A 24262-nucleotide genomic window follows, 5' to 3' on the forward strand; every position below is an offset into this window, starting at 1 on the left:
AGACCGTGACCGATGCCTTCGTCTCCGACCTGTTCGATCCCGCCGAGTGGGAGCTGGCGCCCGGCGCCGAGCACTACACCGACATCACGGCGCACGTGAGCCGTGACGGCGGGGTCGCCCGCATCGCCTTCCACCGGCCGGAGGTGCGCAACGCCTTCCGCCCGCACACGGTCGACGAGCTCTACCGTGCGCTCGACATCGCGCGGCAGGACGCGCGTATCGGCGCAGTGCTGCTGACCGGCAACGGACCGAGCCCGAAGGACGGCGGGTGGGCGTTCTGCTCCGGCGGTGATCAGCGCATCCGCGGCCGGGACGGGTACAAATACTCGGACGCGGAGACCGCCGTCGTCAGCGGAGCGTCCGCGGCGGCCGTCGGGCGGCTGCACATCCTCGAGGTGCAGCGGCTCATCCGGTTCATGCCGAAGGTCGTCATCGCCGTGGTCCCCGGATGGGCGGCCGGCGGCGGGCACTCCCTGCACGTGGTCTGCGACCTGACCATCGCGTCGGCCGAGCACGCGCGCTTCAAGCAGACGGACGCCGACGTCGGCAGCTTCGACGCGGGATACGGCTCCGCCTACATGGCGCGGCAGACGGGACAGAAGTTCGCGCGCGAGGTGTTCTTCCTCGCCGAGGAGTACTCGGCGCAGCGGGCCTACGAGGCGGGCGCCGTGAACCGCGTGGTGCCGCACGCCGAGCTCGAGCGCGAGGCGCTGAAGATGGCGCGCACCGTGCTGACGAAGTCGCCCACGGCGATCCGGATGCTGAAGTTCGCCTTCAACGCGGTCGACGACGGGCTCGTGGGGCAGCAGGTGTTCGCGGGCGAGGCCACCCGTCTCGCCTACGGCACGGACGAGGCCGTGGAGGGGCGGGATTCGTTCCTCGAGAAGCGCGCCCCCGACTGGTCCTCGTTCCCCTGGCACTACTGAGTCCGCACGAGAGACGGAGCCGACCGTGACCGCGCTGATCCCGACCGACGCCGAAGACACCGGGCTCCTGCGGGAGGCGCTGCTCCGGGCGCTCGGCGAGGGACCGGCCCTCGGCTTCGGCATGCTCGCCGACGCTCCGGCGGAGGTGGACGACGGCATCGCCGCAGTGATCGCGACCTCCGGATCCAGCGGCGTCCCGAAGCGGGTGGCGCTGAGCGGCGAGGCCCTGCGGGCGAGTGCGGAGGCCACCGCCGCCCGGATCGGCAGCGGTCGCTGGCTGCTCGCCCTGCCGGCCGGCTACGTCGCGGGGCTGCAGGTGATGGTGCGGTCGATCCTCGCGGGCACGGCGCCGACCCGGATCGAGGGACGGTTCACGCCACGCGCGTTCGCCGAGGCCTCGCGGAGCATGCTGCACGCGACGACCGCCGGCGTCGTCCCCGCGCTCTACACCTCCCTCGTCCCGGCGCAGATCGCGACGCTCCTGGACGCGACAGGCGAGCCGGGGGTGCTCGCAGCGCTGCAGGCGTATGAGGCGATCCTCGTCGGCGGCCAGGCGCTCCCGGAGCCGTTGCGGGAGCGGGCGGCCGACCTCGGCGTGCGTCTGGTGCGGACCTACGGCTCGACGGAGACCAGCGGCGGCTGCGTGTACGACGGCGCCCCGCTCGACACCGTGAACGTCCGCGCGGTGGACGGCGAGCTGCGGATCGCCGGCCCCATGCTCGCGGACGGGTACCTGGGCGACCCGGCGCTGACCGCACGCACCTTCGTCAGGGACGAGCACGGCATCCGCTGGTACCGCACCGGCGACCTCGGGCTCATCGAGGACGGCGTCGTGCGCGTGCACGGTCGCGCGGACAATGTGATCGTGTCGGGCGGCATCAACATCTCGCTCGACCGGGTGGAGCGGATCGTGCGCGCCGTGCCCGGGCTGCATCAGGCCGTGGTCGTGGGCGTCGACGACGAGCGCTGGGGAGAGGCCTCGGTCATCGTCGCGGCGCGCGGGGAGGCCCTGCGGCGCAGCGAGTCCGAACAGCTCGACCAGGCCAGGGAGACGGTGGCCCGGGAGATTGGCGCCCATGCGCGTCCGTCCCGCCTGATCCTGGTGGACGAGCTCGACGTCCTCTCCTCCGGCAAACCCGACCGCGAGGCGATCCGCCGCATGGTGTCGTCCCTCTAGCCCGTCGACCCACCCCTTTCGCGCCGCCCCGGCCCTTTGCGGGCGTCCGGAAGGGGCCGGGACACACGGAAAGGGGTGGGTCGACGCGAGTGCCAGACTGAGCGCATGGCCTCGTACACGCATGGACACCACGAATCCGTCCTCCGCTCGCACAGTGTGCGGGACATCGCGAACTCGGCGGCGTACCTGCGACCGCACCTCACCGCCGAGACCCGGCTCCTCGACGTGGGGGCGGGACCCGGATCGATCACGGTGGACTTCGCGGGAGTGGTCGCGCACGTCACGGCGACCGAGATCGACGACGCCGCGTTGTCCCTCTCCCGCGACCTCGCCGCCGCGCAGGGAGTCGCGAACATCGCCTTCTCCGTCGAGGACGTGCACGCGCTGAGCTTCGCCGACGACTCCTTCGACGTGGTGCACGCGCACCAGGTGCTGCAGCACGTCGCCGATCCGGTGCAGGCGTTGCGGGAGATGCGCCGGGTCGCGAAGCCCGGCGGACTCATCGCCGCCCGCGACGCCGACTACGCGGGCTTCCTGTGGTTCCCGGTGCTCCCGGAGCTCGACCGCTGGCTCGCGCTCTACCGCGACGCCGCCCGGGCGAACGGCGGAGAGCCGGATGCCGGCCGCCGCCTCCTGGCCTGGGCGCGGGCGGCGGGCTTCGCGGACGTCACGGCGACGGCGTCCACCTGGTGCTACGCGACGCCGTCCGAGCGCGCCTGGTGGGGCGGGATGTGGGCCGATCGCATCCTGGAGTCGGCGCTCGCCCGGCAGCTCGTGGACCAGGAGATGGCCTCTGCGGCCGACCTGCAGGAGATCAGCGACGCCTGGAAGCGCTGGGCCGGCGACGGCGACGGCTGGTTCCTCGTGCCGCACGGGGAGATCCTCGCCCGCGCCTGACGGATACATCCCGCGACGGATGCCGGCCCCGAGCCGCTCGCGTAGCGTGGGGGAGTGATCCGTCCGCTGTCCCGTACCGGCCTCGTCCTCGACATCGTCGGGGCGGTGCTGCTGTTCGCGCTCCTCACGCCGCTCGGGATCGTCTTCTACGCCCCGCAGCCCGGGATGGAGGCCTCGTCGGCGGGCAGTGCGATCGGCCTCGTCGCGTCGTCGGTGTTCCTGTTCGGCGGTGTGGCGATCGGACGTCTTGCCCCCGGTCTCGCGCTCGCCGCCGCCTGGGCCGGAGCCATCGTGCAGATGCTCGCCGGGTTCGGGCCGCTGCCGACCGACTTCGCGATCCTCCTCGTGCTGTACGCGACCTCCGCGTGGGGCACCCGCCGCGTGCTCTGGTGGGGTTTCGGATCGGTGATCGTGGGTGGCATCGTCGCCGCGCTGTACATGGTCGTCGTCGGGGGCGTCATGTTCGGCTCCGGCAGCGGATGGGAGCTCGTGACCGGCGGCACTCTGCTCGTCGCGGCCTCCATCATGGCGCTGGGGTTCGCGTGGGTGTGCGGCCTCCTCTGGCGGGTCGTGCTGCGCAACCGGCGCACGCGTTCGGCGCAGCTGCAGGCCGAGGCCCTGGCCGCCGAGGAGCAGGAGCGGGTGCGCATCGCGCGGGACATGCATGACGTCGTGGCCCACTCACTCGCGGTCGTCATCGCCCAGGCCGACGGCGCCCGCTATGCCGCGGCCGTGAAGCCGGAGATCGCGACGGAGGCCCTCGGCACGATCGCGCAGACCGCCCGCGGAGCACTGAGCGACGTGCGGATGCTCCTCACCCAGCTCCGTCATCGGCAGGGCGACGGTCCGCAGCCGACCCTCGCCGATCTCGAGACGCTGTTCGCCCAGGTGCGCCAGGCCGGCATCGAGCCGCGGGTCACGGTCGACCCCATGCCTCCGGGGGAGCCGCCGGGGGCCATCCAGCTCGCGGTCTACCGGATCCTTCAGGAGGCGCTGACGAACGCGATCCGCCACGGCGACGGCGCGGTGGACGTGCATCTCGCGTGGCTCCCGGATCGCGTCGACATCGAGGTGCGCAACACCGTCTCGCCCGAGTCGACGCCGGGGACCCCCGGAGGTCACGGGCTCATCGGCATGCGCGAGCGGGCGCAGCTCGTGGGCGGTAGTCTGCAAGCCGAGCGCCGTGGTGCGCAGTTCGTCGTCCAGAGCAGCCTTCCGATCGGAGCCCCGCAGTGATCAGAGTCGTGCTGGTGGACGACCAGGCGCTGTTCCGGGCCGGGATCCGCATGCTCGTGGCCTCCCAGCCGGACCTCGAGGTCGTGGGGGAGGCGGGCAACGGGCGCGAGGCTCTCGACGTGGTCGCCGCGACCCGGCCGGACGTGGTGCTCATGGACATCCGGATGCCGGTGATGGACGGGCTGACCGCGACGGCGGAGATCCTGTCCCGCCCGGAACCCCCGCGCATCGTCATGCTCACCACGTTCGACCTCGACGAGGCGGCGGCGCGGGCGATCCGGCAGGGGGCGAGCGGCTTCCTCCTCAAGGACGCCGATCCGGAGTTCCTGCTCGCCGCGATCCGGACCGTGCACGCGGGGTCGAGCGTGATCGCGGCCTCGGCGACCCGCGAGCTGTTCGAGCACTTCGCCGAGGCTCCGAAGCCCGTGCCGCCGCAGTACGCCGAGTTGACGGAGCGGGAGCGGGAGATCTTCGCGCTCGCCGCCCGGGGACTCTCGAACGCCGAGATCGCCGCGCGGGAGTTCCTCAGCGAGGCCACGGTGAAGACCCACATCAGCCGCATCCTCACGAAGCTCGCCCTCCGCGACCGCGTACAGCTCGTCGTGTTCGCGTTCGAACACGGCCTCGCCTGACGCCGACCCACCCCCTTCCGTTCGACCCGGCCCCTTGCGGCGGTCCGTAGAGGGGTGGGAGGAACGCAAAGGGGTGGGTCGGGAGGACGCGGGATCATCCTCCCGATGTAGCGGGATGCTCCCGGCGGGCGACGCGACGAGCGGGAGTGCGGAAATAGCGTCGTCGTCATGGAGATCACGACCACCGACCTCGGGCTCGCCGCCCGCGTCCAGCACCTGAAGAAGACCTACGGTTCGGGCGAGGGGACCGTCCGCGCGCTCGACGACGTGAGCGTCGGCATCCGCCGCGGACAGTTCACCGCCATCATGGGTCCGTCCGGATCCGGCAAATCCACCCTCATGCACATCATGGCCGGCCTCGACAGCCCGACCGAGGGACGGGCGTGGATCGGCGACACCGAGATCACAGGCCTCGGCGACCTCGACCTGACCATCCTGCGCCGCCGCCGCGTCGGGTTCATCTTCCAGGCGTTCAACCTCGTCCCCACGCTCGATGCCCTCGGCAACATCCTGCTGCCGTTCGAGCTCGACGGCCGCCGCCCCAGCGCCATCGAGCGCGCACGGATCGACGGCCTCATCGAGACGCTCGGCCTCGGCAAACGCCTCGGTCACCGGCCGCATCAGCTCTCGGGAGGGCAGCAGCAGCGCGTCGCCATCGCCAGGGCGCTCGCCACCGCCCCCGACCTCGTGTTCGCGGACGAGCCCACGGGCAACCTCGACTCCCAGACCGGACGGGAGGTGCTGCGCCTGCTCGCGTCCGCCAGCCGGGAGCACGGCCAGTCCATCGCGATGGTCACGCATGACGCGATCGCGGCGAGCCACGCCGACCGGGTGCTCTACCTCGGCGACGGCCGGATCGTCGCGGATCACCCGCGGCAGACCGCGGAGCAGATCTCGGCCTACATGCTCGCCGCGGAGGTGTCGGCATGACCGCGCTCGCCACGGTCGTCCCGGAGACGCGGACGACCGGACCCCGGCTGGCCTGGCTCCGCGACCGCGGCATGGGCGCGAGCGTCCTCGTCGCCGCGCTCTCGTCCGCGTTCGGGGTCTTTCTCGTCGAGATCACGGCCTACATTGGTGCTGTGCTTCAGGCCGATCCGTTCATCGGCGACAGCGGCACGCTCGCGGTCGTCGTCGCGATCCTGTCGGTGCTGCTCACCGCCGTCGCGATGTACGTGGCCGCGATCGTCACGGCGAACACGTTCTCGACGATCATCGCGGGCCGCACCCGGCAGATCGCGCTGATGCGTCTCATCGGGGCGACGGCTCGTGCGCAGCGGGCGGAGGTCGGTCGGCAGGGGCTCGTCGTCGGGCTCCTCGGCGCGGGGCTCGGCCTTCTCGCCGGACTCCTCCTCTCCGCGGCGGCGGTCCAGCTCGGCGGACAGCTCGTCGCCACCTCGCCGTCGTCCTTCTCACTCGCCCAGCCCGCTCTCGCCCTCCCGGCGGTCGGCGTCGCGCTCACCACCTGGGCGGCCGCCTGGGTGGGTTCGCGTCGCGTGCTCGCGGTGACGCCGCTGCAGGCTCTGGGCGGTGCCGTCGAGCGCACCCGTGACGAGGTCTCCGGGCGGAAGGGCCGCCATGTCGGGGCCTGGGTCCTGCTGATCTCCGGCGCGGCTCTGCTCGCCGGCGGCGTCGTCCTCGGACTCGTCACGCCGCTCGGTGTCGTGGTCGCGTTCTTCGGCGGCATCCTCTCCTTCACCGGGCTCGCCCTGGGGTCGGTGCTGTTCATGCCGCCGGTGCTCCGGCTCGTGGGGCGCCTGTTCGGGTCGAGCGCGACAGCCCGTCTCGCGGCCGAGAACGCCCTGCGGTACCCGGAGCGGTCGTCGCGGATGGCCATCGGCGTCGTCATGGGTGTGACGCTGGTGACGATGTTCGCGGTGGCGCTGGAGTCGTCGAAGCGTCTCATGACGAGCCAGACGACCGAGGAGATCCCGGCCGAGTTCTTCGCGCCGTACGACGCCTTCGCGGCCATCATGATGGTGCTCGTCGCCGTCTCGGCCGTGATCGCGGCCGTCGGCCTCGTCAACCTCCTGACCATCGGCGTCGTGCAGCGGCGCCGAGAGCTCGGACTGCTGCGCTCGATCGGTCTGTCCAACCGGCAGGTGCGCCGCATGGTGCTGCTGGAGGCGACGCACATCACGGTGGCGGCGACCCTCACCGGTCTCGTGCTCGGGGTGCTGTACGGGTGGATCGCGGCCCAGTCGCTGCTCGGCTCCGTGCCCGTGCTTCCGGAGTTCACGCCCGCCGGGCTGGTCGCCCCGCAGGTGCCGTGGCTTCCCGTGGTGATCATCGTCGCCGCGACCGCGCTGCTCACGCTCGTGGCCGCCGCGACGCCGACCCGGCTGGCGACCAGGGTGGCCCCTGTCGAGGCGCTCGCCGCCGACTGACGGCTCTAGGCTGGACGGATGCCGTCGCCGTTCGATCAGTCCCCGTACCAGGTCCGACTCGACTGGGGGGTGTCCGGGCTCGCCCGCCTCGCCCCGGCCGACGTCGTCGTGGTGATCGACGTCCTCCGGTTCTCCTCGACGGTCGCCGATGCGGTGGCCGCGGGAGCGGAGGTCGAACTGGACGGGGCCCTCGAATGGTCGCGGAACGGGGCGGCGGTGGCAGCCGCCGTCCCGACCGGGGCCACGGTCCTGCTGGGCGCGATCCGCAACGCCGGTGCCGTGGCCAGAGCCGTGCAGGTGGAGCAGGAACGCCGCCAGGGTCGCACCTCGGTGGCGCTGATCCCGGCCGGCGAGGTCGACGCCGCGGGGGAGCTGCGCGTCGCCGTGGAGGATCAGCTCGGGGCCGGAGCGATCGCGGCGGCGCTCACCGATCTCGGCATCGACCACACCGCCCCGGACGCCGCCGTGGCTGCGGAGGGGTTCCGCGCGTTGCGTCGTGCACTGAAGCACCTGATCGGCGCGACGGGCTCCGGGCGCGAGCTGCAGGCCGGGGTCTCGGCGACCGAGCGGATGCGGGCCGCCGGACTGGTGCCGACCAGCACCGCGGACGCCGCCGTCCTGGACGCGGTGGACGCCGTCCCCGTTCTGCGCGACGGACGGTTCACGCGCTTCGAGTGAGCACGCGACCCGCGTAGGGTCGAGGAATGAGGTTCCTCCCCGCTCTGCTCGTCGACGCCGTCCTCGTCCTCGTCTTCGCCGCCATCGGCCGCGCCTCCCACCAGGAGGACCCGGCAGGGTTCCTCCTCACGGCCTGGCCCTTCCTCGTGGCCCTGCTGCTGGGACACGCCGCCGCGCTGCTGCTCCCTGGGCGGCCGCGTCGGCCGTGGTCGCTGTCCTGGGGTGCGGTCGTCTGGGCGGTGACGGTCGTCGGCGGCGTGCTGCTGCGGCTGCTCAGCGGAGACACCGCGGAGGTGCCCTTCATCATCGTGGCGACGCTCGTGCTCGGTGTGTTCCTGCTCGGCTGGCGTGGTCTCGCCGCGCTCGTCCGTCGACGCCGCAGCCATCGCGAGACCGAGACCGAGACAGGACGCCCCGGTCCTGTCGACTCCGCGGCGGACCGGGACGCAGCCGCAGAGCCTGCTCCGACGGACGCTGACGCGGACGCGGAGGACACCGCGCCTGCCGAGGAGGACGCCTCCGGGTCCGAGGAACGGCCGCACTCCGGCGGCTCCTCCGTCTGAAGCGAGAGCGGCGACCCCGCTCCCTCGGCCCTCAGCGTGGGGCCTGCGCGGCGAGACGGGCGTCTGTCGTGATCTCGCGGCGCGTCCAGGCGAAGAGATGCTGGGCATCGAACGTGCGGGAGCACCGGGCGCAGGACGTGGCCCGACTCGGTCGGCGGTGTCGATACGTGACGTGACCGGCAGGGCAGCGGCCCACCCACGGAGCGAGCTCGACGGCGGTCTCCCCGCGGTGCGTCGTGCCGCCGACATAGCCCAGGTCGCGGGCCACGCGCTTCCAGGTGGGGCCGTGGGCGGCCTGGTGCCCGGCGAGGGCGTGGGCCACCTCGTGCAGGAGCACCTGATGGATCTCGTCGTCCTCGAAGCGGGCGGCGAGATACCGCGATACGGTGATGCGCTTGCGCGTGTAGTCGCACTGGCCGGCGCGACGCTTGGCATGGTCGAAGTCGAACGACCAGCTGTCGTCGAGATGCAACCGGATCAGTGCCTCGCCCCAGACGCGCACGCGGTCAAGTTCCGCCATGCGCTCAGGCTAAGGCATGCCGCGGACACTCGGGCGCATCGGCTCAGCCGGCGACGAGCTGCGCCGGACGACGACGCTCCACGGCCTCGATGGCGAGGAGCACGGTCTCCAGCTCCCGGTCCTCCGCGCCGGACTCGCGCCGCAGGAAGAGCGACTGCTTGAAGCTCTCCCGTGCGGTCTCGAAGTCCTCGGCGTCGTAGGCGTTCTTGCCGTGGTGCTGATAGGCGAACGCGGCGATCGACAGCCAGCGCTGCCCCTCCGCCTCCGCGGCGCAGGTCGCCAGCTCCTGCTCGGCCGCGGCGTGCGCGCCCCGATACTGCAGGATCGTCGCGTGCAGCACGCGGGCGCGGAGCACGTCCTTGCGGGTGCCGGCCATCCGGGCCTGCCGCACGGCTTCGTCGGCGAGCGCGAGGGCGTCGTCGAGGCGTCCCAGCACCTTCAGCAGCCAGACCCGCTCGAGCAGGGCGGGCAGGCTGCGCTGCTCCTCGATCTCGGCCAGGCGAGCGGCGCACTCGTCGAGATCGACCCGTTCGCGGAGGCTCTCCTGGTCGTATCCCCGGATCAAACTCATTGCTCTCCTTCCGCGCGTCCCCGCACCTGTCCCCGTCCAGTCTGCCTGCCGCTTCCGCGGTCCTCGGGGCGGCGCGCCACGTCAGCGCAGGAACAGCGAGGCATCGGGTCGCGGGGACGCGACGGCGTCGGCGTCCGTGACGATCCGGGCGCCCTGGAGGAAGGCGCGGGCCTCGTCCCCCTGGGCGATCTTCGCGGGATGCGGACCCGCGGCGAGCATCCGGGGCAGCCACTCCGTCGGGAGTGGGGCGGCGGAGGCCGCCACCACCAGGTTGCCGAAGCGGCGGCCCTTGAGCACCTGGGTGTCGGCGAGGATCCCGATCTCCGGGAGCACCTCGGCGATGGTCGCGGCCTGTCGACGGGCGAACGCGAGACCGGGACCGTCGGCGACGTTGACGAGCAGGACGCCGCCGGGGGCGAGCAGCGCGGCGAGCTCCCGGTAGAACTCCACGCTCGTGAGGTGGGCGGGCGTCTGCGCGCCCGAGTACACATCCGAGACGACGAGGTCGCACGTGCCGACCAGCGCCCCCGGGAGCTTCCGGACCCCCTCCCTCGCATCGCCGATCCGCAGGCGGATCGCCGCCCCCTTCGGCAGGGGGAGGTGCTCACGGACGAGCTGCACCAGCGGGGCCTCCAGCTCGATGACCTGCTGCCGGGATCCGGGGCGGGTCGCGTCGATGTACCGGGGGATGGTGAGGGCACCGGCCCCGAGGTGCACCGCGGTGAGCGGACCGTCGCGGAGCTGATCGATCACCGCCCCCATCCGCACGATGTACTCGAAGTGCAGGTGCGTGGGGTCGTCGAGATCGACGTGCGACTGCGGGGTGTCGTCCACGACGAGCTCGTAGCCGCTCGTGAACTCCGACGGGACGATGCGAGCGAGGCCGCCGTGGTCGAGGCGGGCCTGCGGGTGCTCGGCGTCCCGTGATCGCGTCCGTCCCATGCCGTCGAGCCTAGCCGCGTGGACCAGTGTCAGCGCTGGTTGCCCACCGCGCAGGTCTCCTGCTCGAGGGTCTGACCCGACACCTCCGGTGGGAGCGTCGCGCGCGCGTCCGGCGTCGCGCTCGCCTCGGGAGTGGATTCCGTCTCCGGCGTCTCCGGCGCCGTGGGCGCGGGGGTGACCAGCTCCACGCCGCGATGCGTCGTCACGTCGCCGGTGAGCTCCAGGGGGCGGCCGGCGCGCACCGCGTCCCACAGGGCTGCCGCGGCCTCCTCGTCCGGCACGACCTTGTCGTCGTCGAACGGGTCGACGACGTTCGGGTACTGCACGAACACGAAGTCGCTGAAGTTCACATCTTTGAGGGCGAGTGCGAGCTGGGCCAGGCGCAGCGGGTCGGCGAGCTCGTCGCTGGGATCGATGTTGTCGGCGATGGCGTTCGTCAGTCGAAGCACCTTGGGGATGTCGGTCAGAGTGTCCTCGCTGAGCACCTTCCTGGCCAGCCGCGACATGTACTGCTGCTGGTTGGAGATGCGCGCGAGGTCGCTCTCATCCCCCACGCCGTGCCGGGTGCGGATGAACTGGAGCGCCTCCACGCCCGAGACCGTCCGCATGCCCGCCGGCCAGTCGATGCCCGTGTGGCGATCGCGGATGCCGTCGCCGGCGATGCACACCTCGACGCCGCCGATCGCGTCCGTGACGGCCATGACGCCGTCGAAGCTGATCTTGGCGGCGAACTCCACCGGGATGTCGCCCATATCGCTCACGGTCTTCGCGATGCAGGAGAGCCCGGCGTGCTCGAACAGCGCGTTCATCGATGCCTTCTCCATCGCGGACGCGACGGAGCCGTCCTCGCGGGTGCACTCGGGAACGGGGACGCCTAGGTCGCGGGGGAGGGAGACGACCGTCACGTTCCGGGGCGCCGCCGAGACGTGCACGAGGAGGTTGACGTCGTTGCGGCTCCGGCCGTCGGCTTCGGCGCAGCGCTCGTCGAAGAGTGCCGTCGCCTTCGGGCCGCACTCGTCCGTCCCCACGATGAGGATGCTGAAGGCCTTGTCGTCGGGATACGCGCCGAGCGTGGGCGGGTCGACCTGCGGGGCGCCCTCCAGGGTGACGGCCCCGTCGCCCACGCGGTTGAAGACATCCCAGACGAGGAATCCCGCGACCGCCACGGTCGAGACGAGGACGACGGCGAGCCCGATCCCGAGGCCCCGCAGGACCCGGGAGGTCCGGCTGCGCGTCGACGGCGGTGCGTGCCGGGGAAGGGGGCGGCGGTCGGCGTCTGATCCTCGGCGGGGCATGCGGGGAGCCTACCGCGGAGGCCTGATGTTACGGCGGTGTGACGATTCTGGGAGGAACTTGCAGGGAATTAGTTAGTCGTGAATACTTTTTCCTATCCCCGGTACGCACCCGATGCACACCTGGACTTTCAAAGAGGAGATCCCCCCATGCACAAGCGCATTCTTCCGGCGGTGGCGCTCGGCGCCGCTGCCACGATCGCTCTGGCCGGCTGCGCCGGCGGCAGCGGCGACAACGGCTCGACCAATGGCGAGGGCCAGGAGCTGACGGTCTGGATCATGAAGGGGACCAACCCCGACGCGACCGCGTTCTACGACAAGGTCTCGGACGCCTTCGAGGAGGAGACCGGCGCGAAGGTCACCATCGAGGAGATCCAGTGGGCCGACGCCCACGACCGCTTCGTCACCTCCATCGCCGGCGGCACCACCCCGGACATCGCCGAGACCGGGACCACCTGGACCGCGGAGTTCGCCGACGCCGGCGCGCTCCTCCCGCTCGACGAGTACGTCGACGCCGAGGACGGCCTGCGTGACGACCTCGTCGAGGGCCTCGCCGTCGCCGGCACCTACGAGGACGAGCTCTACGGCATGCCGTGGTACGCCGGTGTCCGCTCCATCGTCTACCGCACCGACGTCTTCGAGGAGCTCGGTCTCGAGGCTCCGAAGACCTGGGACGACATCGTCGCCGCGGGTGAGGCCATCAAGGCCGCGAAGCCCGACATGCTGCCCTTCCCCGTCGCGGGTGACGCCGAGTTCCAGGTCTACCCCTGGGTCTGGGGCGCCGGCGGCGAGATCGCCACGAAGGACGGCGACACCTGGACCAGCGAGCTCGACAGCGCCGAGTCGCAGGCCGGCATCGAGTTCTACACGGGCCTGGCCACCGAGCACGGCTTCTCGTCGGCCGGTGCGACCACGTGGAAGGAGACCGACCTCCGGGACGCCTTCACGCAGGGCAACGTCGCGATGATGCTCTCCGGCTCCTGGACGCCGAACGCCCTCATCGAGGCCAACCCCGAGCTCGAGGGCAAGATCGGCGCGGCCGTGATCCCCGGCCAGGACGGCGGCATCGCGCCCTCCGTGCTCGGCGGCTCGCACCTGTCGGTGTTCAACACCACGAAGAACGCCGACCTCGCGTGGGAGTTCGTCAAGCTCATGACCACCGGTGAGTTCGCCGAGCAGTGGTCCGACGAGACCGGCTACTTCCCGGGCGTCCAGTCCGCGATGGAGGAGGCTCTCGCCTCGACCGACCCGCTCGTCGCTCCGTTCGCCGAGCAGATGGTCGACGGCGGCGCGTCCGTCCCGGTCACGCCGAACTTCGGCGCCGTGCAGGCGAAGAAGACCACCAACGCCATGATCCAGGCCATCCTCAGCGGGCAGAAGGACGTCGCGACCGCGACGAAGGACGCCGCCGCCGAGATGACCGAACTGCTCAACCAGTAAGGAACCATTCCTTCCATGTCGATGGTGCAAGCGCCACTGCCGGCCACGAAGGCGGAGCCCTCCTCCGCCTCCGTGGCCGGCGGCCGGAAGCGTCGGGGTCTCTCGATCGTCACGGCCCGCCCCTGGCTCCTCCTCGCCCCCGGGCTGATCATCCTCGCGGGGCTCATGCTCTGGCCGCTCGTGCAGGTGTTCCTCTACTCGCTGCAGGACTATGGTCTGCGCGAGATCAACACCGGTGAGAGCAACTGGATCGGGCTGGCCAACTACGCCGAGGCGCTCACCAATCCGACCCTGTGGACGGTGGTGCTCCCCAACACGGTCGGCTTCGCGGCCGTCGCGGTGTTCACCACCGTCGCACTCGGAACCCTCGTCGCGCTGCTGCTGGCGCGCCTGGGAACCGTGTGGCGCACCATCGTCTCCAGCTGCATCATGGTCGCGTGGGCGATGCCCGCCGTGACCGGCACGTACGTCTGGACCTTCATCTTCGATGCCGACCGCGGCATCTTCAACAGCGTCCTGCAGGACCTCGGCCTCATCGACGGCCAGGTCAACTGGTTCACCAACCAGTGGTCGTTCTACGCGATCGTGCTGCTGAACGTCGTCCACCACGGCTTCCCGTTCGTGGCCATCACCGTGCTCGCCGGGCTCCTGGGCGTCTCGAAGGAGATGCTCGAGGCGGCGGCGCTGGACGGAGCCGGCGCGTGGCGCCGCTTCTGGAAGATCATCTTCCCGACGCTGAAGCCCGTCTTCTCCGTCGTCATCATCCTGTCGACGATCTGGGACTTCAAGGTCTTCGCGCAGGTCTACCTCATGCCCGGCGGCAGTGGCGGCAACCGTCAGGTGCTCAACCTCGGCGTGTGGTCGTACGTGGAGTCGTTCGGTCAGAACCGCTACGGGTTCGGCGCCGCGCTCGCGGTGCTGCTGACCCTCGTCCTGATCGGCATCACGATCGTCTACATCCGCTCCCTCATGAAGGAGGACGAGCTGTGAACCCCCGCCCCAGGCTCCGGTCACGTATCGGACTCGGCATCGGCGTCGCCGCCGTCCTCGTCTTCACCCTGTTCCCCGTCTACTGGATGGTCTCCAGCGCGTTCGACGCCAAGGCGTCCAGCGGCGGGCAGTCGCTCCTCCCGCAGGAGTTCACGTGGGACAACTTCGCCTTCGTGCTCACGGAGGGCGGCTTCGGCACGTACCTGCGCAACTCGGCGATCGTGGCCCTCGTCACGGTGCTCGTCAGCGCCATCGTCTGCCTGCTCGCGGCGGTCGCCGTCGCGCGCTTCCGGTTCAAGTTCCGCACCACGGTGCTGATGATGATCCTCGTGGTGCAGATGGTGCCGCTCGAGGCGCTGGTCATCCCGCTGTTCCTCCAGGTGAAGAGCCTCGGTCTGCTCAACAGCATCATCGGCCTGATGGTCGTCTACGTGGCGCTGTCGCTCGCGTTCGGCATCTGGATGCTGCGCGGCTTCGTCGCGGCCGTCCCCGTCGAGCTCGAGGAGGCCGCCTACATCGACGGCGCGAGCTGGTGGCGGATGTTCCGCTCGATCCTGCTGCCGCTCGTGATGCCCGGTCTCGTCGCGACGAGCATCTTCAGCTTCATCACGGCGTGGAACGAGTTCATCTTCGCCATGACGATCCTCGGCGCGCAGACCGACCAGTACACGGTCTCGATCGGCCTCAAGTCGTTCTTCGGCCTGTACTCCAATGACTGGGGCAGCATCATGGCCGCCTCGACGATCATCACCGTGCCCGTCATGATCTTCTTCGTCATCGTGCAGCGCCGGCTCTCCGCCGGCATGGTCGCGGGGGCGGTGAAGGGATGACCGACGAGCTCGAGCGTCTCGCGAACGGCGTGCTCTGGCCCGGATTCCTCGGCACCACGGCCCCCGCCTGGCTCGTGGAGGAGCTGCGCGACGGCCTGGCCGGCGTCGTGTACTTCGGCCAGAACGTCGGCGAGGGACTGCCCGCGCTGAGCGCGCAGATCCTGGACGCGAACCCGGACGCCCTGATCGGTGTGGACGAGGAGGGCGGCAGCGTCACGCGCCTGGAGTCCGGGAGCGGCTCCACCCTGCCCGGCGCCGCGCAGCTCGGCGCGCTCGACGACGTCGTCGCGTCGGAGCGGACCGGGGCGGAGCTCGCCCGCCGCGTGCGCGCGGTCGGCGCGAACGTGGTGCTCGGTCCGGTGGCCGACGTCAACACCGATCCCCGCAACCCCGTGATCGGGGTGCGTTCGTTCGGATCCGAGGAGGCGCTGGTGACCCGCCACGTCGTCGCCACGGTCGACGGCATCCAGGACGGCGGGGTGGCCGCGTGCGTCAAGCACTTCCCCGGCCACGGCGACACCCACCTCGACTCCCACCACGCCCTGCCCGAGATCGCCCTCGACGTGGCCGAGTACGAGCGCGTGCACCTCGAGCCGTTCCGCGCCGCCGTCGAGGCGGGGGTGGACGCGATCATGACCGCGCACATCGTCGTGCCCGCGTGGGGCGCGCAGCCGGCCACCCTCAACCCGCGCGTGCTCGGCATGCTGCGCGAGTGGGGCTTCCGGGGCGTCATCATCACCGACGCGCTGGACATGGCCGCGATCCGCGAGACCGTCGGACTCGGCGGGGGCGCCGCCCTCGCGCTCGCCGCCGGTGCCGACCTGCTGTGCATCGGCAACCCGACCAACCCCGGCGAGGCCGCCCTTCCCGACCAGGACCGCCGGGACTTCCTCGCCGCCCGCGACGGGATCGTCGCCGCGCTACGCGACGGCTCGCTCTCCCGGGAGCGCGTCGAGGAGGCCGCCGCACGGGTGTCGACCCTCGCCGCCCGGTTGCGCGCGAGCGCGACCCCGGACGAGGAGGACACCGCGTTCGACGCCGCCGAGATCGTCCGTCGGTCCGTGTCGCTCGCCGGCGACGTCCCCGAGGCCGCGGAGGCCCTGGCGGTGATCGATGCCCGACGTCGCTCGACGCTCGCGGTGGACAGCGCCGCCGCGTACGTCGCGGAGGCGCTCGCGGGAGACGGCATCCGGGTGCGGCTCGACGTGGCCGCACGGACCGTGGCCGAGCAGGATGCCGTGATCGACGAGGTCGCCGCGGCGACCGGCACGACAGTCGTCCTCGTGGACCGGCCGGATACGGAGCCGGCGCAGCGCGCACTGATCGAGCGGACCGCGCTCCGGGACCCGGGTGCGGTCGTCGTGAACGTCGGCCTTCCCGCACAGGAGCCGCTGCCGCTGCCCACCGTCGAGGTCGGTGCCGCCAGCCGGCTCGGTGCACAGACCGCGCGGGACGCGCTCCTCGGCCGGTTCCGGCCGCGACAGAGGACGACCGCCGCCGGTTGAGACGGGATCAGCGCATGGACGACGACGTTCTGGCCGTGGTGCGGCGCTCCCTCCCCAAGCTCAGCGCGGCGGAGGGACGCGTCGCCGAGAGGATCCTCGGAGACCCCACCCTCGTGGTGGACCTCGCGATTAACGACCTCGCGCAGCTCTGCCAGACCTCGCTGTCGACCGTCGCGCGCTTCGCGCAGTCGCTCGGCTACAGCGGCTACCGGGAGCTGAGGGTCGCCGTCGCGCGGGCGGTCACCCTGGCCCAGGCGCAGCAGGCCCGGTTCGGACTCGACTCCACGGCGATCGACCGGGACGACGGACCGGCGGCGATCGCCGCGAAGCTCGCGGCGCAGGAGATCGACGCGATCGAGAAGACCGCTCGGGCCCTCGATGCGGACTCCCTCGACCGGGTGGCGCGGGCGGTGGTCGTCGCCCGGCACATCGACCTGTTCGGGCAGGCGGCGTCGTCGCTGACGGCGCAGGATCTCCAGCTCAAGCTCTCCCGGATCGGCTGCTCGGTGACCCACTCGGCCGATCCGCATCTCGCGATCACCGCGGCGTCGCTGCGCTCCTCTGCGGACGTGGCGATCGCCTTCTCGCACGGAGGCGAGACGGCCGAGACCGTCCGCGCCCTGGAGGTCGCCCGGGCCACGGGGGCGCTCGCGGTGGCTGTGACGAGCGCGGCGGACTCCCCGCTCGCGGCCCTCGCCGACGTCGTGCTCCTCAGCCAGGCCCAGGAGTCGCCGTTCCGGATGGCCGCCATGTCGAGCCGGATCGCGCAGCTCGCGCTCATCGATGTGCTGTTCGTGCGCATCGTGCAGCACCGGGGCGAGCACGTCGCAGTGTCGTTGCAGCGCACGCACGACGCGGTGCCGCCGCGTCACGGCCGCCACGCGGACTGATCCGCCGCCGGATCAGTCGACGTGGTCGCGCGTGCTGGCGATCGCGCGCGTCGCGATGCGGTGGGCGCGGGCCAGGCTCCCGTGCAGCGTCAGGCCGGTGAGGACGCCGGCGAGGAATCCGGCGGCGAACGCGTCGCCCGCGCCGATCGTCTCCACGACCGGTGCATCGAGAGCCTCGCTGCCCACCCGGTCCGCGCCGTCGAACGCCACGGCGCCGGCGGGGTCGGTCACGACCAGGTACCGCGGCTCGGGGAACATCGTGCGCAGCTCGTCCGGTGCGCTCGTGCCGAACACGGCCTCGGCGTCGGGGCGGGTGCAGAACAGGACGTCGGCTCGGTGGGCGAGATCGCTGAGGACGGCGCGTCCCTCGTCCTCCCGGCCCCGCCACAGCGCGGGGCGCCAGTTCAGATCGAAGCTGACGAGACGGCCGGGTCGCGGCGCCGCGACCAGGGCCTCCTGGGCGGCGCGTGCGGAGGGCGAGAGTGCCGGCGTGATGCCGGAGGTGTGCACGAGGGCCGCCGCGGCGAGCAGGTCCACAGCCACGGGCGACTCCAGTGACGCCGGCGACAGCGCCGCCGCGGCCGACCCGGCACGGTAGTAGTGCATCGTCCCCTCCACGGCGCCGTCCGCCCGCGGGGAGAGCTCCTTGACGTAGATCCCCGTCGGTGCGACCGGGTCGACCTCGACGGCCCGATCGTCCACGCCGTGCGCACGGAGCTCGGCGGTGAGGAAGCGTCCGAAGCCGTCGTCGCCGACGCGGGACACGACCGCGGTGCGGATGCCCGCGGAGGCCAGCGCGATCGCGGTGTTCCACTCGGCGCCGGCGAGGGAGCGGTGGAACGTGCGGCAGGTCTCGAGCGGTCCGGCGGTGGCGGCGACGAGGGCGACCAGGCCCTCGCCCAGGCACACGACGCGGGGAGTGGTGTCCGGCACGTTCTGGACATTACCGGATCACGGGCGGCACCGCGTCGATACCGGATCGCAACATCGGACTCTTGGCATCCGCCTGGCCGCTGGGTACCTTCGAGGAATCACCGTCTCCGCGGCGACGATGCCCGGAGACGCGCAAGGAAGCGCCCGACAGGGAAGGTCATACACCCATGCACCAGTCAGCCATGCCTCGGCGAGGAATCGCCGTCATCACCGGAGCGACCATCGCCGCTCTCGCTCTCGCCGGATGTGTCGCCAGCGAGCGCGGGGACAACGGTTCGGAGGGTTCCGGTGATGTCGACGGCACGTTCGTCTTCGCCGCCTCGTCCGATCCCGCGAGCCTCGACCCGGCGTTCGCGCAGGACGGCGAGACCTTCCGCGTCTCGCGCCAGATCTTCGAGGGTCTGGTGGGCACGGAGCCCGGCACGGCCGACCCGGCGCCGCTGCTGGCGGAGTCGTGGGAGTCGTCGGAGGACGGCATGTCCCACACCTTCGCGCTGAAGGAGGGCGTGACCTTCCAGGACGGCACCCCGTTCAACGCCGAGGCAGTCTGCGCCAACTTCGACCGCTGGTACAACTGGACCGGTCTCGCCGCCTCCGAGGCCTTCGGCTACTACTACAACAAGCTCTTCAAGGGCTACGCCTCCAACCCCGAGGATGCGGTCTACAAGTCCTGCACGCCCGACGGCGAGAACTCCGTCACGATCGAGCTGAATAAGCCGTTCGCCGGCTTCATCGCCTCGCTGTCGCTCCCGGCCTTCGGCATGCAGAGCCCCTCGGCGATGCAGGAGTTCGGCGCGGACGAGGTCGGCGGCACCGCCGAGGCGCCGCAGCTGTCCGAGTACGCCATGGGCCACCCGGTCGGCACGGGCCCCTACCAGTTCGAGGAGTGGGCGCCGGGCGAGCAGGTCACGCTCAAGGCCTACGACGACTACTGGGGCGAGGCCGGCCAGATCGACGAGATCATCTTCCGCACCATCGACGACCCGACGGCGCGTCGCCAGGCGCTCGAGTCGGGTTCCATCGACGGCTACGACCTCGTGGGCCCCGCCGACACGAAGGCGCTGGAGGAGGACGACTTCACCATGGTGTCGCGTCCCCCGTTCACGATCCTCTACCTCGCCTTCAACCAGGCGATCCCGGAGCTGCAGGACCCGAAGGTGCGTGAGGCGCTGTCCTACGCGATCGACAAGGACGCCCTGATCAGCCAGGTCCTCCCCGAGGGCACCGAGAAGGCGACGCAGTTCGTCCCGCCGGTGGTCAACGGCTACAACGACGAGGTCACGACCTACGACTACGACCCGGAGAAGGCCAAGGAGCTGCTCGCGGAGGCCGGCTACGACGAGGCGAACCCGCTGGCGCTGGACTTCAACTACCCGGTCAACGTCTCGCGTCCGTACATGCCGGACCCCGAGCAGATCTACACCGTCCTGTCGTCGCAGCTCTCCGAGGTCGGCGTGGAGACCACCCCGGTCTCCGAGGAGTGGGTCGAGTACCTCGACCGCACCACCGGCACTTCCGACCACGGCATCCACCTGCTCGGCTGGACCGGCGACTACAACGACACCGACAACTTCGTCGGCGTGTTCTTCGGCCAGAAGAGCTCCGAGTGGGGCTTCGACAACCCGGAGCTGTTCCAGGCGCTGACCGAGGCGCGCGGGGTCTCCAACCTCGACGACCAGACGGCGCTCTACGAGGACATCAACGAGATGGTCGCGGAGTTCATCCCCGGCGTCCCGCTCGCGCACCCCGCGCCGACGCTCGCCTTCGACCCGCGCGTCGAGAGCTACCCCGCCAGCCCGGTGAACGACGAGGTCTTCACGGACATCGTCCTCACGAAGTAGGCCTGACCATTTGATATGCCGAGCCCCGGTTCCGCTCTCGCGGGACCGGGGCACGGCGTACCTTCTGATCGACGGAGAACTCTGTGCTGCGCACCATCGGCAGGCGACTGCTGTTCCTCATCCCCACCCTGTTCGGGCTCAGCATCCTGCTGTTCGCCTGGGTCAGGGCCCTCCCCGGCGGCCCCGCGGTCGCCCTCCTCGGCGAGAAGGCCACCCCGGAGGCCATCGCCAGGGTCAACGAGCTCTACGGCTTCAACAAGCCCCTCATCGAGCAGTACTTCATCTGGGTCACCCGGCTGCTGCAAGGCGACTTCGGCACGTCCATCCAGACCAACCGGCCGGTCACGGAGGAGTTCCTCCGCCGATTCCCCGCGACGATCGAGCTGAGCGTCGCGGCGCTCATCTTCGCGATCGGCGTCGGCATCCCGCTCGGATACTGGGCGGCCCGTCGCCACGGCAGGTTCACCGATCACGCGTCGGTCGTGCTGAGCCTCATCGGCATCACGATCCCGGTCTTCTTCCTGGCCTTCATCCTCAAGTACGTCTTCGCCGTGCAGCTGGGGTGGCTGCCCTCGGACGGCCGGCAGGATCCCCGGATCGATGCCACCCATCCCACCGGCTTCTATGTCTGGGACGGCATCATCACGGGGGAGTTCGACGCCGCGTGGGATGCGATCCTCCATCTGATCCTTCCGGCGCTCGCGCTCGGCACCATCCCGCTCGCGATCATCGTCCGCATCACCAGGGCGAGCGTGCTGGAGGTGCAGAACGCCGACTACGTGCGCACGGGGCGGGCGAAGGGCGTGGGGTCGGCGACGCTGCGCAGCCGGTTCATCCTCCGGAACGCCATGCTGCCGGTCATCACGACGATCGGCCTGCAGACCGGACTGCTCATCTCCGGGGCGGTGCTCACCGAGACGGTCTTCGCCTTCCCCGGTATCGGGTCGTTCCTCGCGCGGGCCATCTTCACGCGCGACTTCCCGGTGCTGCAGGGGTTCATCATCTTCATCGCGATCGCCTACGCCCTCATCAACCTGGCCGTGGACGTGTCGTACAGCTTCATCGACCCGAGAGTGAGGGTGCAGTGATGTCCTCCTCCCTCATCCGAAAGGAGGCGCTCGCATGAGCATCGCCCTCCCACCCGCACAGGGGCCGTCCGCCGAGAGCGGCGGGAGTATCGACACCGTCGCGATCGCCCAGGCCGACCTCAAGGACGGCGGCGGCGGCTTCTGGCGCGACGTCTTCCGTCGGCTCCGGCACAATCCGACGGCGTGGATCGGCGCGGTCATCGTGCTCCTCTTCCTGCTCGTCGCGGTGCTCGCGCCGGTCCTCGCTCCGTACCCCGAGACCGCGCTTCCGGGGGCGAAGGAGATCACGCCCACGCACATCCCCGGCCCGGGGGAGCTGCCGCAGTTCCCGCTCGGTCTGGACCGGTTCGGCGGCGACGTGCTGTCGAAGCTCATCTGGGGCGCGCAGGCGTCGCTGCTGATCGGCGTCGTCTCCACCGCGATGGGCCTCGTCGGCGGCATGATCCTCGGACTCCTCGCCGGCACGTTCGGCGGCTGGGTCGACACGGTCATCATGCGCGTCGTCGACATCATCCTCTCGGTGCCGAACCTCCTGCTGGCCGTGTCGATCGCCGCGATCCTCGGACAGACGCCGTACGCCGTGATGATCGCCATCGGGGCCTCCCAGGTGCCGATCTTCGCGCGCCTGCTGCGGGCGTCCATGCTCCAGCAGCGCTCCAGCGACTACGTGCTCTCGGCGCAGACCCTCGGTCTCGGCCGCGGCCGGATCACGATGTCGCACGTCCTCCCGAACGCGATCGGGCCCGTGATCGTGCAGGGCACCCTGACCCTCGCGACCGCCGTGATCGATGCGGCGGCGCTGTCGTTCCTCGGCCTCGGCGGCGGCGGCCCCGCGACGGCCGAGTGGGGCCGCATGCTCACGTACGCGCAGGCGGAGCTGGCGATCGCCCCGTGGCTGGCGTTCCTCCCCGGCATCTGCATCGCCGTCACCGCGCTCGGCTTCACCCTGCTCGGTGAGGCGCTGCGCGAGGCCATGGACCCGAGGACGAGGGCACGATGAACATCCGCGACGAGGGCGCCGTGCGCGCCGCGAAGGAGAACGGCATGGCGGACGAGCCCCTGCTGTCGGTCGAGGGCCTGGCGGTGGACTTCGCCACCATGGACGGCGTCGTGCACGCCGTCGAGGGCGTCGACCTCGAGATCCGTCCGGGGGAGACCGTGGCGATCGTCGGCGAGTCCGGTTCCGGCAAGTCGACCACCGCGATGGCGATCATCGGGCTGCTCGCGGGCGGAGGGAAGGTGGCCGCCGGCAGCATCAAGCTCGACGGGCGGGACATCTCCCGCGCCTCCGAGAGCGAGCTGCGATCGATCCGCGGACGGGACATCGGGCTCGTGCCGCAGGACCCCATGTCCAACCTCAACCCGGTCGCGAAGATCGGCACCCAGGTCGCCGAGACGCTGCTCGCCCACGGGCTCGCCACCCGGCAGAACGTGCAGGCCAAGGTCGTCGAGGCGCTGACCGCCGCCGGTCTTCCGGATCCCGAGCGTCGGGCCAAGCAGTACCCGCACGAGTTCTCCGGCGGCATGCGGCAGCGAGCGCTCATCGCCATCGGGCTGGCGTGCAAGCCGCGGCTGCTCATCGCCGATGAGCCCACCAGCGCCCTGGACGTGACGGTGCAGCAGACCATCCTCGACCAGATCGGGGAGATGACGAGGGAGCTGGGCACGGCCGTGCTCCTCATCACGCACGACCTCGGGCTCGCCGCCGAGCGGGCCGAGCGGGTGATCGTGATGCACCGCGGCAAGGTCGTGGAGCAGGGCCCCGCGCGGCGGATCCTCGAGGACCCGCAGCATCCGTACACCCAGTCGCTCGTGAAGGCGGCGCCGTCGGTGGCGGTGGCGCGGCTGCGCCCCGAGGCCTTCGTGCGGGACGCGTCGACAGGCTCGGCGGGCGCTTCGACAGGCTCAGCGACCCACAGCGAGTCCGGGTCCCTGAGCTCGTCGGAGTCCGGGTCCCTGAGCTCGTCGGCCCCTGGGTCCCTGAGCTCGTCGAAGGGCAACATCGTCGAGATCGAGAACCTCACGAAGGTGTACCCCGTGCGTGGCAAGCACGAGGACTTCGTCGCCGTCGACGACGTCTCGCTCGCGATCCCGCGCGGGGAGACCGTCGCCATCGTGGGGGAGTCCGGATCGGGCAAGACCACGACCGCGCGCATGCTGCTCAAGGTGATCGAGCCCACGAGCGGCCTCATCCGCTACGAGGGCAAGGACATCTCGACGCTGAGCCGCGCGGAGACGAAGGACTTCCGTCAGCGGGTGCAGCCGATCTTCCAGGATCCGTACTCCAGCCTGAACCCCATGTTCACGATCGAGCGTCTGATCGCGGAGCCGCTGGAGTTCTACAAGCGGGGGAGCGGGGCGGACCGGCGCAAGCGCGTGCGGCAGCTCCTGGACGATGTGGCGCTGCCGCAGTCCATGCTGCGTCGCTACCCGTCCGAGCTCTCGGGCGGTCAGCGGCAGCGTGTCGCGATCGCGCGGGCGCTGGCCCTGTCGCCGGACCTCATCGTGTGCGACGAGCCCGTGTCGGCGCTCGACGTGCTCGTGCAGGACCAGATCCTGCGGCTGCTGGGCGACCTGCAGCGCGAGTACGGGCTGAGCTACCTGTTCATCTCGCACGACCTCGCGGTGGTGCGGCTCATCAGCGACTACGTGTGCGTGATGAAGGACGGGAAGCTCGTGGAGGCCGCGTCGTCGGAGGAGATCTTCACGAACCCCCGTGACCCCTACACGCGCCGCCTCCTCTCCTCGATCCCCGGCAACGAGCTCAACATCGCCTCCTGACCGTCCCTGACCCGAGACCCCGGTTTCGCGTCGAAACCCCGCCCTGCCTCCTCGGCGAGGGCGGGGTTTCGGCGCGGAAGCGGGGTCTCGGCGGTCCCATTACCGCAGCATCGAAGATTGGTCAAGGATTGCGCTTGCCATGT

General features: G+C 71.1%; 23 protein-coding genes. 18 read left to right on the forward strand and 5 right to left on the reverse strand.

Annotation, left to right across the window (positions count from 1 at the left end; translation table 11 throughout):
* The first annotated feature begins 5 nt into the window (after positions 1–5).
* From DW296_RS07755 to DW296_RS07795, 9 genes are all read left to right on the forward strand, one after another.
* A complete protein-coding gene (locus DW296_RS07755; protein WP_102208055.1) occupies positions 6–926 on the forward strand; it encodes a 1,4-dihydroxy-2-naphthoyl-CoA synthase in 921 nt (306 codons plus the stop codon).
* A gap of 25 nt (positions 927–951) precedes the next feature.
* Positions 952–2103 (forward strand): AMP-binding protein, encoded by a 1152-nt coding sequence (locus tag DW296_RS07760; protein ID WP_136051758.1) that lies wholly within the window; start codon positions 952–954, stop codon positions 2101–2103.
* A gap of 105 nt (positions 2104–2208) precedes the next feature.
* Positions 2209–3000, forward strand: coding sequence for a class I SAM-dependent methyltransferase (locus DW296_RS07765; protein ID WP_136051759.1), 792 nt, complete (start codon positions 2209–2211; stop codon positions 2998–3000).
* 54 nt (positions 3001–3054) lie between these two features.
* The gene (locus tag DW296_RS07770) at positions 3055–4236 is read left to right on the forward strand and encodes a sensor histidine kinase (RefSeq protein ID WP_136051760.1); all 1182 of its coding nucleotides are present in this window, start codon (positions 3055–3057) and stop codon (positions 4234–4236) included.
* Positions 4233–4868, forward strand: a complete 636-nt coding sequence (locus DW296_RS07775; RefSeq protein WP_025104430.1) for a response regulator — start codon at positions 4233–4235, stop codon at positions 4866–4868. The genes DW296_RS07770 and DW296_RS07775 overlap by 4 nt, the downstream gene beginning before the upstream one ends.
* A gap of 168 nt (positions 4869–5036) precedes the next feature.
* Positions 5037–5798, forward strand: coding sequence for an ABC transporter ATP-binding protein (locus DW296_RS07780; protein WP_136051761.1), 762 nt, complete (start codon positions 5037–5039; stop codon positions 5796–5798).
* The gene (locus DW296_RS07785) at positions 5795–7255 is read left to right on the forward strand and encodes an ABC transporter permease (protein ID WP_136051762.1); all 1461 of its coding nucleotides are present in this window, start codon (positions 5795–5797) and stop codon (positions 7253–7255) included. The genes DW296_RS07780 and DW296_RS07785 overlap by 4 nt, the downstream gene beginning before the upstream one ends.
* Before the next feature lie 18 nt (positions 7256–7273).
* Positions 7274–7933, forward strand: a complete 660-nt coding sequence (locus DW296_RS07790; RefSeq protein WP_136051763.1) for a 2-phosphosulfolactate phosphatase — start codon at positions 7274–7276, stop codon at positions 7931–7933.
* Between the two features lie 26 nt (positions 7934–7959).
* Positions 7960–8496, forward strand: coding sequence for a DUF3054 domain-containing protein (locus DW296_RS07795; protein ID WP_136051764.1), 537 nt, complete (start codon positions 7960–7962; stop codon positions 8494–8496).
* A 31-nt stretch (positions 8497–8527) separates the two neighbouring features.
* On the opposite strand, the gene DW296_RS07800 is transcribed toward DW296_RS07795, so the two are convergent.
* The 4 genes from DW296_RS07800 to DW296_RS07815 all read right to left on the reverse strand — a co-directional run bounded on the left by DW296_RS07800 (position 8528) and on the right by DW296_RS07815 (position 11824).
* A complete protein-coding gene (locus DW296_RS07800; RefSeq protein WP_060922339.1) occupies positions 8528–9016 on the reverse strand; it encodes a SprT-like domain-containing protein in 489 nt (162 codons plus the stop codon).
* A gap of 43 nt (positions 9017–9059) precedes the next feature.
* Entirely contained in the window at positions 9060–9587 is a 528-nt protein-coding gene (locus DW296_RS07805; RefSeq protein ID WP_136051765.1) for a hypothetical protein, read from the reverse strand.
* Between the two features lie 81 nt (positions 9588–9668).
* On the reverse strand, positions 9669–10529 hold the full coding sequence (locus tag DW296_RS07810; protein ID WP_136051766.1) for a spermidine synthase: 861 nt from the start codon (positions 10527–10529) through the stop codon (positions 9669–9671).
* A 29-nt stretch (positions 10530–10558) separates the two neighbouring features.
* Positions 10559–11824: an LCP family protein gene (locus tag DW296_RS07815; RefSeq protein WP_136051767.1), complete on the reverse strand. Its 1266-nt coding sequence runs from the start codon at positions 11822–11824 to the stop codon at positions 10559–10561.
* Between the two features lie 147 nt (positions 11825–11971).
* On the opposite strand from DW296_RS07815, the gene DW296_RS07820 reads away from it, so the two are divergent.
* The 5 genes from DW296_RS07820 to DW296_RS07840 are packed head-to-tail and all read left to right on the forward strand — an operon-like array spanning position 11972 to position 17476.
* Positions 11972–13261, forward strand: coding sequence for a sugar ABC transporter substrate-binding protein (locus tag DW296_RS07820; RefSeq protein WP_025104421.1), 1290 nt, complete (start codon positions 11972–11974; stop codon positions 13259–13261).
* A gap of 15 nt (positions 13262–13276) precedes the next feature.
* Positions 13277–14251 (forward strand): carbohydrate ABC transporter permease, encoded by a 975-nt coding sequence (locus DW296_RS07825; protein ID WP_025104420.1) that lies wholly within the window; start codon positions 13277–13279, stop codon positions 14249–14251.
* Positions 14248–15081 (forward strand): carbohydrate ABC transporter permease, encoded by an 834-nt coding sequence (locus DW296_RS07830; RefSeq protein WP_025104419.1) that lies wholly within the window; start codon positions 14248–14250, stop codon positions 15079–15081. The genes DW296_RS07825 and DW296_RS07830 overlap by 4 nt, the downstream gene beginning before the upstream one ends.
* Positions 15078–16586 (forward strand): glycoside hydrolase family 3 protein, encoded by a 1509-nt coding sequence (locus DW296_RS07835; protein ID WP_136051768.1) that lies wholly within the window; start codon positions 15078–15080, stop codon positions 16584–16586. Before DW296_RS07830 ends, DW296_RS07835 begins: the two co-directional genes overlap by 4 nt.
* Before the next feature lie 14 nt (positions 16587–16600).
* Complete coding sequence (locus tag DW296_RS07840; protein ID WP_136051769.1) at positions 16601–17476, forward strand: MurR/RpiR family transcriptional regulator; 876 nt, start codon at positions 16601–16603, stop codon at positions 17474–17476.
* Positions 17477–17488: 12 nt separating this feature from the next.
* Here the strand turns inward: DW296_RS07840 and DW296_RS07845 are convergent, their stop codons facing one another.
* The gene (locus tag DW296_RS07845; protein ID WP_136051770.1) at positions 17489–18409 is read right to left on the reverse strand and encodes a sugar kinase; all 921 of its coding nucleotides are present in this window, start codon (positions 18407–18409) and stop codon (positions 17489–17491) included.
* 167 nt (positions 18410–18576) lie between these two features.
* On the opposite strand from DW296_RS07845, the gene DW296_RS07850 reads away from it, so the two are divergent.
* The 4 genes from DW296_RS07850 (at position 18577) to DW296_RS07865 (ending at position 24119) form a co-directional block, all read left to right on the forward strand.
* Entirely contained in the window at positions 18577–20250 is a 1674-nt protein-coding gene (locus DW296_RS07850; protein WP_071327551.1) for an ABC transporter substrate-binding protein, read from the forward strand.
* Between the two features lie 83 nt (positions 20251–20333).
* On the forward strand, positions 20334–21338 hold the full coding sequence (locus DW296_RS07855; protein WP_136051771.1) for an ABC transporter permease: 1005 nt from the start codon (positions 20334–20336) through the stop codon (positions 21336–21338).
* Positions 21339–21372: 34 nt separating this feature from the next.
* Entirely contained in the window at positions 21373–22338 is a 966-nt protein-coding gene (locus DW296_RS07860; protein ID WP_071327550.1) for an ABC transporter permease, read from the forward strand.
* A complete protein-coding gene (locus tag DW296_RS07865) occupies positions 22335–24119 on the forward strand; it encodes an ABC transporter ATP-binding protein (protein ID WP_136051772.1) in 1785 nt (594 codons plus the stop codon). The genes DW296_RS07860 and DW296_RS07865 overlap by 4 nt, the downstream gene beginning before the upstream one ends.
* Positions 24120–24262: the final 143 nt, after the last annotated feature.

The organism is Microbacterium sp. K36, assembly GCF_004794355.1.
Taxonomy (GTDB): domain Bacteria; phylum Actinomycetota; class Actinomycetes; order Actinomycetales; family Microbacteriaceae; genus Microbacterium; species Microbacterium paraoxydans_D.

Coding starts and splice junctions, on each gene's coding strand:
- DW296_RS07765 (WP_136051759.1), top strand. CDS start 2,209: ATGGCCTCGTACACGCATGGACACCACGAATCCGTCCTCCGCTCGCAC.
- DW296_RS07780 (WP_136051761.1), top strand. CDS start 5,037: ATGGAGATCACGACCACCGACCTCGGGCTCGCCGCCCGCGTCCAGCAC.
- DW296_RS07785 (WP_136051762.1), top strand. CDS start 5,795: ATGACCGCGCTCGCCACGGTCGTCCCGGAGACGCGGACGACCGGACCC.
- DW296_RS07790 (WP_136051763.1), top strand. CDS start 7,274: ATGCCGTCGCCGTTCGATCAGTCCCCGTACCAGGTCCGACTCGACTGG.
- DW296_RS07795 (WP_136051764.1), top strand. CDS start 7,960: ATGAGGTTCCTCCCCGCTCTGCTCGTCGACGCCGTCCTCGTCCTCGTC.
- DW296_RS07800 (WP_060922339.1), bottom strand. CDS start 9,016: ATGGCGGAACTTGACCGCGTGCGCGTCTGGGGCGAGGCACTGATCCGG.
- DW296_RS07805 (WP_136051765.1), bottom strand. CDS start 9,587: ATGAGTTTGATCCGGGGATACGACCAGGAGAGCCTCCGCGAACGGGTC.
- DW296_RS07810 (WP_136051766.1), bottom strand. CDS start 10,529: ATGGGACGGACGCGATCACGGGACGCCGAGCACCCGCAGGCCCGCCTC.
- DW296_RS07815 (WP_136051767.1), bottom strand. CDS start 11,824: ATGCCCCGCCGAGGATCAGACGCCGACCGCCGCCCCCTTCCCCGGCAC.
- DW296_RS07820 (WP_025104421.1), top strand. CDS start 11,972: ATGCACAAGCGCATTCTTCCGGCGGTGGCGCTCGGCGCCGCTGCCACG.
- DW296_RS07825 (WP_025104420.1), top strand. CDS start 13,277: ATGTCGATGGTGCAAGCGCCACTGCCGGCCACGAAGGCGGAGCCCTCC.
- DW296_RS07835 (WP_136051768.1), top strand. CDS start 15,078: ATGACCGACGAGCTCGAGCGTCTCGCGAACGGCGTGCTCTGGCCCGGA.
- DW296_RS07840 (WP_136051769.1), top strand. CDS start 16,601: ATGGACGACGACGTTCTGGCCGTGGTGCGGCGCTCCCTCCCCAAGCTC.
- DW296_RS07850 (WP_071327551.1), top strand. CDS start 18,577: ATGCACCAGTCAGCCATGCCTCGGCGAGGAATCGCCGTCATCACCGGA.
- DW296_RS07860 (WP_071327550.1), top strand. CDS start 21,373: ATGAGCATCGCCCTCCCACCCGCACAGGGGCCGTCCGCCGAGAGCGGC.
- DW296_RS07865 (WP_136051772.1), top strand. CDS start 22,335: ATGAACATCCGCGACGAGGGCGCCGTGCGCGCCGCGAAGGAGAACGGC.